Raw genomic sequence first — 12,886 nt, 5'->3', positions numbered from 1 at the left:
ACTCTTCGAAAATCTCTTCAAACCACGTCAACGTCGCCTTGCCGTATATATGTTACTGACTTCATCAGTTATATCTACAACCTCAAAGCAGTGCTTTGAGCAGCCTGTGGCTAGTTTCCTAGTTTGCTCTTTGATTTTCATTGAGTATTAATTTTGTTCTTTCACAGAGAGCTACCTGAGTTCCATGCAAACCCAGGTAGTTCTTCTCTTATAGACTAAATCATCTCATTCTTGAATAGTAGGATTTTTTACAAGACATCGTCATCAGAAATCTTAGAATTTAGTGTTGTTCCCCAATGGGTAATTTTACGGTGCGGTTGAGCTAAAATTGGTCTATTTTCATAGATTGTTTGCCATCTATTCCATAGTAGACCTGTCTTTTTCTCAATCTTAATTCGCAGATTTCTCATATTTTCTTTGATTGGGAGATTGAGGACAAAACCTGCAGTCTGATTGCGACCGTTGCCTTCCCAAGAACGACTACGAACAACTTGGTTTCCATCTTTGTCTACTGTAACTTCTTCCCACGATATTGAATAACGTGCAATATAAGCTCCACTATGTTGAATTGTCAATGTTTTGTCTTTTGCAGGAGTCTGACTGATTGGTTGAACTGGCTTAGAAACTTGTGTCGCTGTCTCACCATTCGTAGCGATAAAGCGGAAAACTTCTACTTCTGCAAGACTGAGGACTTGATTGTTCTTACGTAGTTGCACACGAACACGGCGTCCCAATTTCCCATTTAATTGAACATCCAAGCTCGTTCCGTCAAGTTTAGAAACATACTGTCTAGCAACTTCTTTCCCTTTTTCATCATATAAAATCACATCAAAGTCTGACAGACGTTTAGAAAGTTCTCCATCCCCACGGTTATGAAGACGAACAAGCCCTACCTGTTCTGTACGACCTAAATCAACTTCCCACCAAGGTTGGTTTTCAGACTTAGTATGTGTATTAGACTGTTGGCTATAACTACTATTGGTAATTCCATCCAAGGAATAACTTGCATCTCCCTCAAAAACAGTGGAACTTTTCTTAACCTGTTTTTTCCAAGCAATATTCTCAGCACGGTATACTTGTACTTCTGCAAGACTGAGGGCATTATAGCCTTCTAGCTCAATCCGAACATAGCGCGCTTTTTTATAGTTAATCGCAATTTGTGCTGACACATCTTTAAGAGATGCTATACGCTTTCTCTCAATTTCTTTACCAAAACTATCCAAAAGAATGACATCAAAGTTTGCCAATCTATCCTGGGCAGTGTCTGTTCGGTTGTAAATATTGATTTGGCGAATAGTTTCTTCTTTAGCCAAATCTACTTGCCACCAAGGCTTATATTGGAAGTCTGTATGAGTGACAGAATTGTGACCATAGTTACCATCAACTTTACCATCCACAGCTCTTCTAGCATCTCCTCCGAAAGCTGTCGAACTTTGAGTAACCTGTTTCCCTAAGGCAATATTTTCCATTGGTTCAGCACTTGGTTGACTAGAAGATTGAGGCAGGGCCTGTTTCTTAAAGAATCGCACTTTATCCAATTTTGGATCACGATAACCATGTTTATCCAAGGTAGTTCGTTTACCAATATTAAAGTTAGGAATATCATTCATTCGACTTTCAAAATAGCCACGAGAACGGTGTTTAAAGCGTGAATTACCTGTAAATGTAACAATATCACGATCATTATGAATCAAGGGAGTCACAACATTATCATTATCCACCACATAATGCTTAATTTTTCCACTAACAGCTAATTTACGGCTTTCCAAACCAACATCCCAGAAACCATTCTTAGCATTCCAAACAGTTCTGGAAGTAATCACTTTAGGTGCACTGAAAGTCGTCACTTTCCTCAATACATGGTTATAAAAATCAGGATATTTTTGGTAAGCTTCAACTGCTGCAATCTGAGCTAGGTAGCCTCCAAGAGAATGACCTGTCATATACAACTTGGTAATACTTGTATCCTTGGCTAATTCCCCAACAACCTTGCGGATATCATCCGCTTGAGCTGGTTTATTTCCACCAAATAAAACCAAATCTGCACTTAAATCCTTAGCGTCATTAACTCGCGTTCCACGAATAGCCAACATATGAACCGTTCCATCTTTGAGATAAGGAAGGTCACTCTTGGTCTCAAATAAGAAAGCATCCAAGCCACTATCTGTATGGTAGGCTTTTTTCATCTTCCAGAAAGGAGCCAATTCATTGTGCATGAGTTTGTATTCTTGACGGTCAAGATAGAGACTAGGGAAAGGATTCTTATGATCTAAAATTTTCTCAATATAATCATCGTCTCGATAAGCTAACTCCATAAAGAGAAGAGAATCGCGGTCTGTAACATACCATTCTTTCTTATTGTCATCTTCTCCATCTGCCAAACCATCCCCATCACTGTCTGCTAGCAAGGGATGGCTATGATATCCTAGATAATCCTTACCATCTTTGTTGTAAACATAAAGTTCATCTTTGTTTTTGATACCATCTTGGTCATCATCCCCTTCCAAATCGAGAACTTTTTCACCATAGAGAGATTCATCAATCAAATCATTTTCTAAGTGCAATTCCCCTTTGGAAATCTTTACCAAATCTTCTACGGTTAGAGAACGAATATTTGTTGGTTTTTCTGTCACAACTTCTTCTTTAGTTCCTTGGTCAGGAGCAAGAACAGGTGAAGTTTGAGCTGGCTCTGTTATCTCTACTTTTGACTCTTCCTTTTTGTTTTCAAGAACTTCACTTGCTTCCGGAAGCGTTTGAGGAGCTAGTCTTGACTCCTCGGTAAGAGGAGTTTCTTGTTTTGGAGTAGCATTTTCCGGCTCTCTCAATTCTTCCTTAGAATCTAGCACTCTTGTTGCCACTTCAGATGTTACATCTTGTTTTACTTCATTGGCTGAAATCCCAGCTGGAGCTAGAAATGCGAAGCCGACTGCAACAGATACAACTCCGATACTTAATTTTTTTATGCCAAAACGCATAATTCGTTGACCGATTTTCATTATTCTTTATCTTTCTTTTTGTTTATTTGTAAGCAGACTCAAGCGAAATCTCCTTGTCCCCTATATAGGACTAGACTGAGAAATTCAGAAAGTAAATCCATTCTTATCTCTCCTTATCATCCTAGTCTGCTTGGCGTAGGAAGCTAATCCCAGCATCCTAGATTCTTGTCTTTCATAATGCTAACTATCAGACTCTTTCAGGTACAAGAGTAGGAAGAAACCCATAGTCTACCTATGTTTCTTCTTTGTTCCGAATAGCCAGTCAACCATGAAATGAAAAAAGGCATTCCCCCTTTTAATCCTTTGTTCTTACAATTCTGCAAGAATAGCTTTAAGCAAGCCTTTGAAATCACCTTTAACACGTTCGGTTACTTCTACAACTTCTTCGTGGTTAAGTTCTTCTTGGAAACCAGCCGCAAAGTTAGTAATACATGAAATTCCCAGAACTTTCAAGCCTGAGTGGGATGCCACAATAACTTCAGGAACAGTCGACATACCAACTGCATCTGCTCCAAGCGTCTTATAAGCACGGATTTCTGCTGGTGTTTCATAAGTTGGACCAGTAACACCGATATAGACACCTTCATCAAGCTTGATATTAAGTTTTTTAGCCACTTCATGGGCAGTAGCACGGTATTCTGGTGTGTAGGCCTTAGACATATCTGGGAAACGAGGACCAAAGTCATCCAAGTTTTCACCCATCAATGGGTTCTGCCCCGTCATATTGATATGGTCTGAGATAGCCATCAAGGTACCAGGACCGAAACCAATACCGCCAGCTGCATTGGTTACAATGACACCTTCACATCCGAGAATTTTCATGACACGAACTGGGAATGTCACCACTTCCAGAGGATTTCCTTCGTAGAAATGGAAACGCCCTTGAAGAGCCAAGACCTTGCGACCTGCAAGTTCCCCATATACTAATTTACCAGCGTGACCAACTACTGTAGAGTGGCCCCAGTTTGGAATCTCAGCATAGTCTACTACAACTGGATTTTCGATTTCTTCTGCCAATTCTCCAAGTCCTGACCCAAGGATTAGACCGAACTCAGGCGCTTGGATTCCCTTGTCTTTCAGGAAAGCAGCTGTTTCATTGATTTTGTCTAAAAATGTCATTGTGTGTCTCCTTTATTATTTTTTTAGCATTTGACCAATTTTGTCAAAGGTTTTAGCATTACGAATAGTAATGTGGCGATAGAAAGGCATCTTGAGCAAGTACTTGTGATAGGCAGTCTTAGAGTAGGATTCTTCAGAAAATTTCCCCCAGAAAATACCAAGTTTTCCAAAATGAAGCACCTCATCTTTCAGCTCTAAACTTTCAACTGTCACGATGACTTGATCTACGTCCAAGCCCTCAGTGTAAAAGAGGACGTCTTTTCGTGCCAAATCTTCATTCCACCAAGCTGGGAGATTCTCCACTTCTGCTTCATAGTCTTCTTGACTCAGTAGGGAAAAACTCTGAATAAATGGATAATGGACTGCAAAGAAAGTCTCTAACCTTTCAATCAATTTGACTTTTGGGGCTGTCGAAATAAAGAAAATATTACCACTGTTGATGTAGCTTTCAACCTTTTCTAGTCCCAACTCTGTCAGTTCTTGACGAAGCTCCGCCATGAAGACCTTATTCTTGCCACCAACATTAATACCCCTAACTAGCAAAGCATAGTGCGTCATTTTATACCAATTTATCTAAGAAACTTTCCCCAATCATGGCAGTTTCCACACCAAAGTTATCGGCAACAGTCGCTGAAATATCGGCAAAATGTCCTACTGGAATGACACCATTTTCTTTAAAAGCAGGACTGTAAGCCAACAATGGGATATATTCGCGAGTGTGGTCTGTTCCTGCGTAAGTTGGGTCGTTCCCGTGGTCCGCAGTAATCAAGAGAAGGTCGTTCTCTCGCATGGCTGCGATAATTTCAGGTAAGCGTTCATCAAACTCATGCAAACAATCACGGTAACCGTGAGCATTACGACGGTGGCCGTAAAGGGCATCAAAGTCCACCAAGTTTGTGAAAGAGAATCCTTTTTCAAATTCAGCAAGTCCCATGGTCTTCAATAGTGTATCAATTCCATGGCTATTTGACTTGTTATGGCCCATGTCGTGGTTGATACCAGCACCGTTAAAGATATCATTGATTTTACCAACAGCATAAGTATCGATACCAGCTTCATTCAATTTATCCAAAACAGTTGGGGCAAATGGAGATACAGCCAAGTCACGACGGTTTGCTGTACGAGTGAAGTTACCTGGTTCACCTACATAAGGGCGGGCAATGATGCGACCTAGAAGGGCTGGGCGCTCAAGGGTGATTGAACGAGCGTATTCACAGATACGGTACAATTCGTCCAGAGGAATGATGTCTTCGTGGGCAGCAATTTGCAAGACTGGGTCAGCTGAAGTATAGATAATCAACTCTCCAGTTTCCATCTGACGTGGTCCAAAATCATCGATAACAGCTGTTCCTGAGTAAGGTTTGTTAGCTTCACGAATAACCTTGCGTCCTGAGAATTCTTCGATTTTTGTCAAGATTTCTTCTGGGAATCCGTTCCAGAAAGTATCGAAGGGCTCAGTAATGTTGAGTCCCATGATTTCCCAGTGTCCAGTCATGGTATCCTTACCAAGAGATACTTCTTCCAATTTCGTCGCATATCCTGTTGGATTGCTTTCAGCTGCTACAGTCTTCAAAGGCGTTTCGCGAGGAATATTTCCAAGACCGATTTTAGCCATATTTGGCACATTCAAACCAACTGTTTTTGAAATGTGTCCCAGTGTGTCAGAAGCTCCATCTGGAACCCCTGCATTGACAAAGTTATTAGCATCTGGTGCTGCACCGATTCCTACAGAATCCAGTACCACCAAATGAATACGATTAAATTTAGACATCTTATGCCCCCTTCTATTTTCCTTTTTTTAAAGTTAAAATCTGAACCCCGTCTCGTCCAGCAACGATCACTTTATCCACCATTTGATTGAATAAGCCGTGCTCCACGACACCAACGACATGGTCCAATTCTTGTCCGAAAGCAATTGGATCTTCGATGACGTCCAAGGCGAGGTCAATGATAAAATTCTGCATATCCGTCACAAAACGTTGACCGTCTTTTTCACGGAAACTTGGTTTGTAGCCAGCTCGTTCAAAACGACGAAAGACCTGTTCTGCGCCATACTGAACCACTTCTACTGGCAATTTAAAAGCACCCAATTTCTCGACTAGTTTGCTTTCATCCACCACCCAAATATATTCTTTTGAGGGCGTTGCTACAACCTTCTCCATCAGAAGGGCACCACCACCGCCTTTGATTCCGTTAAACTGGCTATCCACTTCATCCGCCCCGTCAACCGTCACATCAACCAAGTCTACTTGGTCAATAGACTTGAGCGGGATGTTAAGGCCTTCTGCCTGTTTACTGGTCACACTAGAAGTCGTTACAGCTGTAATCTGCAATCCATCTTCCTTGATACGACGTCCGATTTCTTCGACAAAATAATAGGCAGTCGAGCCTGTTCCAAGTCCAACGACCATTCCATCGCTCACGAACTCAGCAGCCTTGATTCCTGCCATTTTCTTCAAATTTTCCATCGATTGACCTCCATCATTTTCAGTTCTTATTTTACTATGAAACCGTTTTTTATTCAAGTAAAAAGATCAAATTTACATTTTTCATCAATCTTTCTTTAAAAATATGCATTTTCTTTTTACCAAACGAATAAAAATTATAGTCTATCCTAATTTTGAGTACACTAAAAATAGAGCTTAAAACCCAATTTCAAAAAAGTTAACTGATATGAACCCATTAGGTTTGTTTAATCAAGTAAAAGAATTAATCGAAACAAAAGATTTCGAAGTTGCTAAAACATTCGTTGCAGAAAATCAAGAACAACTTGGAGAATACTTCTCTCAAGCTCAGCAGTTTATTTCTGGTTCAGAAGGTCTAGATGGCCTCGTTAACAAGATTAAAAGATTTTTCTAAAAAAATAAGATGCTGGCAAAACTCAATTTCAGTAGAAAATGAACTAAATTTTCCCACAATAAAACGCATAGAATCAAGGTTTTTGTAAATCGGATACTATGCGTTTTTATGATTAACTATGTTCTGTGATAAACTTGTAGGCTTCTTGACCAGCGATAGCTCCATCTCCAACTGCTGTTGTTACTTGGCGAAGATCTTTCAAGCGAACATCTCCAACTGCAAAGATACCGTCAACTGCAGTTTTCATGTGGTTATCTGTCACAATCCAACCTGCCTGATCTTGAATATTCAATTCTTTAACAAAATCGCTAAGAGGGTCCAATCCAACATAGATAAAAACACCACCGAAGGCTTGCTCTGTCACTTGACCTGTTTTCACATTTTCAAAGACGACAGATTCTACTCGGTTTTCACCCTTAATTTCCTTTACTACAGAATCCCAGATAAATCTGATTTTCTCATTCGCAAAGGCGCGGTCTTGTAAAACCTTTTGAGCACGAAGTTGATCACGACGGTGAACAATGGTAACAGTCTTAGCAAAGCGAGTCAAGAAGATAGCTTCTTCAACAGCTGAATCTCCACCACCAACTACCAACAAATCTTGGTCACGGAAGAAGGCACCATCACACACGGCACAGTATGAAACACCACGACTGTTCAGCTCTTCTTCTCCAGGCACTCCCAAAGGACGGTGTTTTGAACCAGTCGCTACGATAACGGTACGAGTTTCATATGTTTGGTCATCAGTAATCACTTTCTTAAAATCACCATGATCTTGGACATTTTCAACATAACCATAAATGTGCTCAACACCAAGATTTTCAAGTGGTTCAAACATCTTTTCAGCCAATTCAGGCCCACTAATATTAGCATATCCTGGGTAATTTTCGATATCAGAGGTATTATTCATCTGACCACCTGGCAGACCACCTTCAATCAAGGCTACTTTCAGATTGCTGCGAGCAGCATACAAGGCTGCAGTCATCCCTGCAGGTCCAGCACCGATAATAATAGTATCGTACATATAGATTCCTTCTTTCTTGTTGTAACTATTTTTATTCTAACTCTTTCTTGTCAATCACGCAAGGATTATGCCTTGAAAACAAGAATTAAACTCATAACCGCAAAGGATAATACTGGAACAACTAAGACTCCAATCATAATCATATCATAGAGATGGGCTTGGCGAGCCTTGGCTGTCTTATCAACTCCCGACATGGCTCTCAGTCCAATCCAAATCCCTAAAAAAATCAGGACAAGGATGGTGGTCAAGATCAAACTCTCGAAATATAAAGAAAATAGTTGCAGTAGCATGATTTCTCTCATTTCTATCTTTTTTAAAGAGTAAACTCAGCTAGTCCAGCTAACTGAGTTTTCCTTTATCTATTATATCAAATATAAGTCCGTTTGTAACTAGCGAAGAATTCTTTTGTCCGCTCTTCTTTTGGATGGTGGATAATCTCATCTGGTGTTCCAGACTCGATGATTTTCCCCTTATCTAAGAAGAGAATCTTATCAGCCACTTGAGCTACAAAGGACATGTCATGACTGACTAAAATCATAGTCTGACCTGACTTAGCAGCATCTGCAATAGATTTCTCTACTTCACCGACCAATTCTGGGTCAAGTGCTGAAGTTGGTTCGTCTAAGAGCAAGACATCTGGTTTCATAGCAAGCGCACGCGCTAAGGCAACCCGTTGCTTCTGTCCACCTGATAAATGGCGAGGGTAATGGTTTTCACGATCAGAAATCCCAACCTTAGCCAACTCTTCCTTGGCAATCTTGGTTGCTTCTTGGTCAGATAATTTCTTGACAACAACCAAGCCTTCTTTCACATTATCAAGTGCTGTGCGGCGTTCAAACAAATTAAACTGTTGGAAAACCATAGACAACTTACGGCGTAGGGCAAGGATTTCTTCTTGAGTGATTTTAGAAAAATCAACTGAAAAATCATCAATCTGAATAGAGCCACTGTCAGGTGTTTCAAGATAATTGAGACTACGAAGGAAGGTTGATTTCCCGGCTCCTGAAGAACCAATCAAGGCTACAACTTCCCCTTTTTGAATATCCAAGTCCAGATGATCCAAGACAGTCTGTCCTGAAAAGGATTTACTTAAATTCGAAATCTTAATCATTAACGAAGGTCTCCTTTCACATCTGTTTGCACTGTATCGGGTGCAGAAATAGCCATTTTTCTCTCGATGAAACGACCTAGGCTTTCAATTCCAATATTGACTACCCAATAAACAAGGGCAACGGAGATGAATCGCTCAAAGTAACGATAATCAGCTCCACCCAAAATCTGAGCTTGGGCAAAGACTTCTACAACACCCGCACTGAAGGCTAGGGAAGTTCCCTTGGTCAAACCGATAAGGGAATTAATCAAGGTTGGAGTCGCCACAACTGCCGCATTGGGAATAATCACTCGACGATAAACTTGCGCTCGGGTCATACCCAGACTTCGTGCCGCCTCAATCTCACCAGGATTGACTGAGAGAATGGCTGCACGAATGGTTTCACTAGCGTAAGCTGCCTCATTAAAGGCAAAGGCTACAATCGCAAAAACAGCCGCTGGAATCGCATTGATATTGAGACCAGTACCCCATTGCTGATTGAGGGCTTTCAAAGCCAAAGGAATTCCGTAGTAGGTCAACATGAGTTGCACCAAAATCGGTGTCCCTTTTAAGAAACTAACAAAGAAGGCCTGCAAGGGGTATAAAATCTTGACACGATTGATTTTCACAATGGCAAAAAGAAGTGCCAAAACCAAGCCAAAAAGGGCACCACCTATTGTCAACATAATTGTTGTTGGAAGTTGTTGGACAATTCTTGGAATCCCATCAAAGACCGAACGCAGGCTAAACAGCTTGCCATCTGGAATCAATTGCATCAAGTTTTGGTACCAATCTGATGCTAAAATCGTTGTAACATTCATAAAAACATCCTCTCCTGATAATGATTCATTCTACCATACTTCTGCCGTCAATGAAATTATTTGCTACGGTCAGGTACAGACTTTGTCTACCTACTAGTTTATCATACTTTGAAACAGGGAGGCTATATATTTTATCTATCAAAGAGATAAGTAAAAACTATTTCAATCCCAATTCTTCGTAAGCTTTTCGATAACCGATTTGCTTAACAGTTCCATTTTCTACTAAAATGGGCCGTTTTAACAACATACCGTCGCTTGCTAGCAACTCAGCCGCTTCTTGGTTTGATAGACTTCCTACCTTATCTTTCAGCCCTAATTCACGGTATTTGATTCCACTGGTGTTGAAAAATTGCTTCAACTCGAAACCTGAGGTCTCTAGCCAGTTTAAAATGACTTCTTGACTAGGTGTTTCTTCCACGATGTGAACAGCTTTGTAGTCCACACCGAGTTGGTTTAATTCTTGTTTTGCTTTTTTACAAGTTGAACATTTTGGGTATTCGATAAATTCTAACATATGTTTCACTTTCTATTTTATATCTTTAAAATCTGCGCCTTCATGCCCCAAGAGCCAAGCTTTCTTTTCCACTCCTGCAGCATAGCCTGTCAAACGCTTGCCTGCTCCCAGCACCCGATGACAAGGTACTAGGATAGACCAAGGATTGCGTCCTACCGCTCCTCCAATTGCTTGAGCAGAAGCCACTTGCAGGTCTTGGGCTATTTGTCCATAGGTCACTGTCTGACCATAAGGAATTCCCTGTAAATAGGACCAAACTCGCTTTTCAAACTCCGTTCCGATTGGAGCCAAGGGCAAGTTGGATAAATCCTGAGGCTTGCCTTTAAAATAAGCATCTAAGCAAGCAATAACTGGGTCTAAAATGGAATGACTAACAGCTTCTTCTACCGTTTCATCTCCTAGTCCCCTCTCAAAATGCTTTTGCTCCTGTACCCAAATTCCATACAAATAATGGTCATCAGCCACGAGAGAAAGAGAACCAATTGGCGAAGAATAGAGCATTTTTGCGTACTTCTTTTGCATTATTTCTTCAATTTTTGATAGGCCAAGCGTTCGCCATCAACTGGAACCTTACCAACCTGTTTAAAACCGAGTTTTTCAAAAATATGTTGCATAGCTTTGTTTTCAGCATGCGTATCTGAACGAAAATCTAGATAATCAAATCCTTCAATCAAGCCCTCTAAGAAGGTTTGAGCAACTCCTTGTCCCTGCACATCTGCTGCCACAGCAATACGGTGAAAGACTAGATATTCTGACTCTCCATCTTGCCAATTTCCCTCATAAATATCTTCATAGGCTGCCTCTGGACTCTTGGTCACAGCTGCATAAGCTAGTAGTTCACCCTCTTCCAAGGCAACATAGGCTTGACCTGAGATAATATCTTCAATAACAATATCAGCATTTGGATAGCCATTTTGCCACTGGTCACTACCAGCATCTGCTAAACATTTTTTAGCATCTTCCATCACCTGCATGATGGTATCTACTTCATTTGGAAAAGCTAAACGAATCTCCATCTTTTCTCCTCATTTCTGACTAGTTTCTCCCATCATAGCATAATTTAAGCCTTTTCACAAGCAGTTAAAACTTGACTTTCTGTTTTTATTATTTTATAATCTAGTTATCGAAACTAGATAAAGAGGAGTTGGAAATGAAAACTACCTTTTCCTACCCAAAATGGACAGAAATTCCAAATATTGACCTCTATCTGGACCAGGTTTTACTCTATGTCAATCAGGTCTGCGCCCCTATCTCTCCTGATAAAGACAAGGGCCTGACCGCATCTATGGTCAATAATTATGTGAAACATGGTTACCTGACAAAGCCTGACAAGAAAAAATACCAACGCCAACAGATTGCCCGTTTGATTGCTATCACAAGCCTCAAGTCTGTATTTTCTATTCAAGAAATAGCCCAGACACTTAATACTCTACAAACTCAAGCAAGTTCAGACCAACTCTACGATGCTTTTGTGGACTACATGAACCAAGGAATTGACCCAGCTAACCCCATTATCCAAACCAGCTGCCAAACCGTTAAACTCTATCATCAAACTCTAGACTTAATCCATCATACTCAAGAGGAGGTAATCCAATGAACACTAGTCTTAAACTCAGCAAACAACTCAGTTTTGGAGAGGAGATTGCTAATAGTGTGACCCATGCCGTAGGTGCAGTCATCATGCTCATCTTACTGCCTATTTCATCCACCTATAGTTATGAGACACACGGATTTTTATCCTCTATCGGCGTTTCCATTTTCGTTATTAGTCTCTTTCTCATGTTCCTCTCATCCACCATTTACCACTCTATGGCCTATGGTTCAACCCACAAATATGTCTTGCGAATCATCGACCATTCTATGATTTACGTTGCCATTGCTGGCTCATACACGCCCGTCGTCTTGACCTTAATGAATAACTGGTTTGGCTATCTGATTATTGCCATCCAGTGGGGAACGACCATCTTTGGTATTCTCTACAAAATCTTTGCTAAAAAAGTCAATGAGAAATTTAGCCTTGCTCTTTACCTGATTATGGGCTGGTTGGTTTTAGCTATCATTCCTGCCATTATCAGTCAAACAACGCCAATTTTCTGGAGTCTCATGGTAACTGGCGGACTTTGTTATACAGTTGGAGCTGGATTTTACGCCAAGAAAAAACCTTATTTCCACATGATTTGGCATCTCTTTATACTAGCCGCATCTGCCCTCCAATACATCGCCATTGTTTATTACATGTAAAAAAAGGTTAGGGCAAAAAATCCTAACCTTTTTTATTCTCTATGATGTTTTATACCCAATCGAAAAAGTACTCTAGTCCATTTTATAGTACCTACTAGCGTGCCGTCAATTATGGGATACTGCTTCCCTAATAGTATGTAAATCAGAATAGTTATACTATTCAAACCACGTCAGCGTCGCCTTACCGTAGGTATGGTTACTGACTTCGTCAGTTCTATCCAC

The 12,886-nt window shown here is 40.5% G+C and carries 15 protein-coding genes; 3 read left to right on the top strand and 12 right to left on the bottom strand.

Annotated features, from left to right (window positions below):
• Positions 1 to 248: 248 nt before the first annotated feature.
• The 5 genes from ADH54_RS12655 to rpiA form a co-directional block, all read right to left on the bottom strand.
• Positions 249 to 2,996, bottom strand: coding sequence for a thiol-activated cytolysin C-terminal domain-containing protein (locus ADH54_RS12655; RefSeq protein WP_080980776.1), 2,748 nt, complete (start codon positions 2,994 to 2,996; stop codon positions 249 to 251).
• 309 nt (positions 2,997 to 3,305) lie between these two features.
• A complete protein-coding gene (locus tag ADH54_RS04170) occupies positions 3,306 to 4,115 on the bottom strand; it encodes a purine-nucleoside phosphorylase (RefSeq protein ID WP_049524152.1) in 810 nt (269 codons plus the stop codon).
• A 15-nt stretch (positions 4,116 to 4,130) separates the two neighbouring features.
• Positions 4,131 to 4,673 (bottom strand): DUF1697 domain-containing protein, encoded by a 543-nt coding sequence (locus tag ADH54_RS04165; RefSeq protein ID WP_049524151.1) that lies wholly within the window; start codon positions 4,671 to 4,673, stop codon positions 4,131 to 4,133.
• A gap of 1 nt (position 4,674) precedes the next feature.
• A complete protein-coding gene (locus tag ADH54_RS04160) occupies positions 4,675 to 5,886 on the bottom strand; it encodes a phosphopentomutase (RefSeq protein ID WP_049524150.1) in 1,212 nt (403 codons plus the stop codon).
• 13 nt (positions 5,887 to 5,899) lie between these two features.
• On the bottom strand, positions 5,900 to 6,583 hold the full coding sequence (gene rpiA / locus ADH54_RS04155; RefSeq protein WP_049524149.1) for a ribose-5-phosphate isomerase RpiA: 684 nt from the start codon (positions 6,581 to 6,583) through the stop codon (positions 5,900 to 5,902).
• A 205-nt stretch (positions 6,584 to 6,788) separates the two neighbouring features.
• On the opposite strand from rpiA, the gene ADH54_RS04150 reads away from it, so the two are divergent.
• Positions 6,789 to 6,974: a hypothetical protein gene (locus ADH54_RS04150; RefSeq protein ID WP_049524148.1), complete on the top strand. Its 186-nt coding sequence runs from the start codon at positions 6,789 to 6,791 to the stop codon at positions 6,972 to 6,974.
• A 112-nt stretch (positions 6,975 to 7,086) separates the two neighbouring features.
• On the opposite strand, the gene trxB is transcribed toward ADH54_RS04150, so the two are convergent.
• The 7 genes from trxB to ADH54_RS04115 all read right to left on the bottom strand — a co-directional run bounded on the left by trxB (position 7,087) and on the right by ADH54_RS04115 (position 11,439).
• A complete protein-coding gene (trxB, locus tag ADH54_RS04145) occupies positions 7,087 to 7,998 on the bottom strand; it encodes a thioredoxin-disulfide reductase (protein ID WP_049524147.1) in 912 nt (303 codons plus the stop codon).
• Between the two features lie 65 nt (positions 7,999 to 8,063).
• Entirely contained in the window at positions 8,064 to 8,288 is a 225-nt protein-coding gene (locus ADH54_RS04140) for a DUF4059 family protein (RefSeq protein WP_000926599.1), read from the bottom strand.
• Between the two features lie 77 nt (positions 8,289 to 8,365).
• Positions 8,366 to 9,109, bottom strand: a complete 744-nt coding sequence (locus tag ADH54_RS04135) for an amino acid ABC transporter ATP-binding protein (RefSeq protein WP_049524146.1) — start codon at positions 9,107 to 9,109, stop codon at positions 8,366 to 8,368.
• A complete protein-coding gene (locus ADH54_RS04130; RefSeq protein ID WP_001103451.1) occupies positions 9,109 to 9,909 on the bottom strand; it encodes an amino acid ABC transporter permease in 801 nt (266 codons plus the stop codon). Before ADH54_RS04130 ends, ADH54_RS04135 begins: the two co-directional genes overlap by 1 nt.
• A 157-nt stretch (positions 9,910 to 10,066) precedes the next feature.
• Positions 10,067 to 10,423 (bottom strand): arsenate reductase family protein, encoded by a 357-nt coding sequence (locus ADH54_RS04125; protein ID WP_000889091.1) that lies wholly within the window; start codon positions 10,421 to 10,423, stop codon positions 10,067 to 10,069.
• A gap of 12 nt (positions 10,424 to 10,435) precedes the next feature.
• A complete protein-coding gene (locus tag ADH54_RS04120) occupies positions 10,436 to 10,945 on the bottom strand; it encodes a methylated-DNA--[protein]-cysteine S-methyltransferase (protein WP_049524145.1) in 510 nt (169 codons plus the stop codon).
• On the bottom strand, positions 10,945 to 11,439 hold the full coding sequence (locus tag ADH54_RS04115) for a GNAT family N-acetyltransferase (protein WP_049524144.1): 495 nt from the start codon (positions 11,437 to 11,439) through the stop codon (positions 10,945 to 10,947). The genes ADH54_RS04120 and ADH54_RS04115 overlap by 1 nt, the downstream gene beginning before the upstream one ends.
• A gap of 134 nt (positions 11,440 to 11,573) precedes the next feature.
• Between ADH54_RS04115 and ADH54_RS04110 the strand changes: the two genes are divergently transcribed.
• Complete coding sequence (locus ADH54_RS04110) at positions 11,574 to 12,020, top strand: DUF1836 domain-containing protein (protein WP_049524143.1); 447 nt, start codon at positions 11,574 to 11,576, stop codon at positions 12,018 to 12,020.
• Positions 12,017 to 12,664: a PAQR family membrane homeostasis protein TrhA gene (trhA, locus tag ADH54_RS04105; RefSeq protein WP_001098000.1), complete on the top strand. Its 648-nt coding sequence runs from the start codon at positions 12,017 to 12,019 to the stop codon at positions 12,662 to 12,664. Before ADH54_RS04110 ends, trhA begins: the two co-directional genes overlap by 4 nt.
• Positions 12,665 to 12,886: the final 222 nt, after the last annotated feature.

Origin of the sequence: Streptococcus pseudopneumoniae (genome assembly GCF_001072315.1) — a bacterium.
Taxonomy (GTDB): domain Bacteria; phylum Bacillota; class Bacilli; order Lactobacillales; family Streptococcaceae; genus Streptococcus; species Streptococcus pseudopneumoniae_R.
Note: the sequence above shows the minus strand (reverse complement) of the source record. Positions and strands in the feature narration are given on the sequence as shown.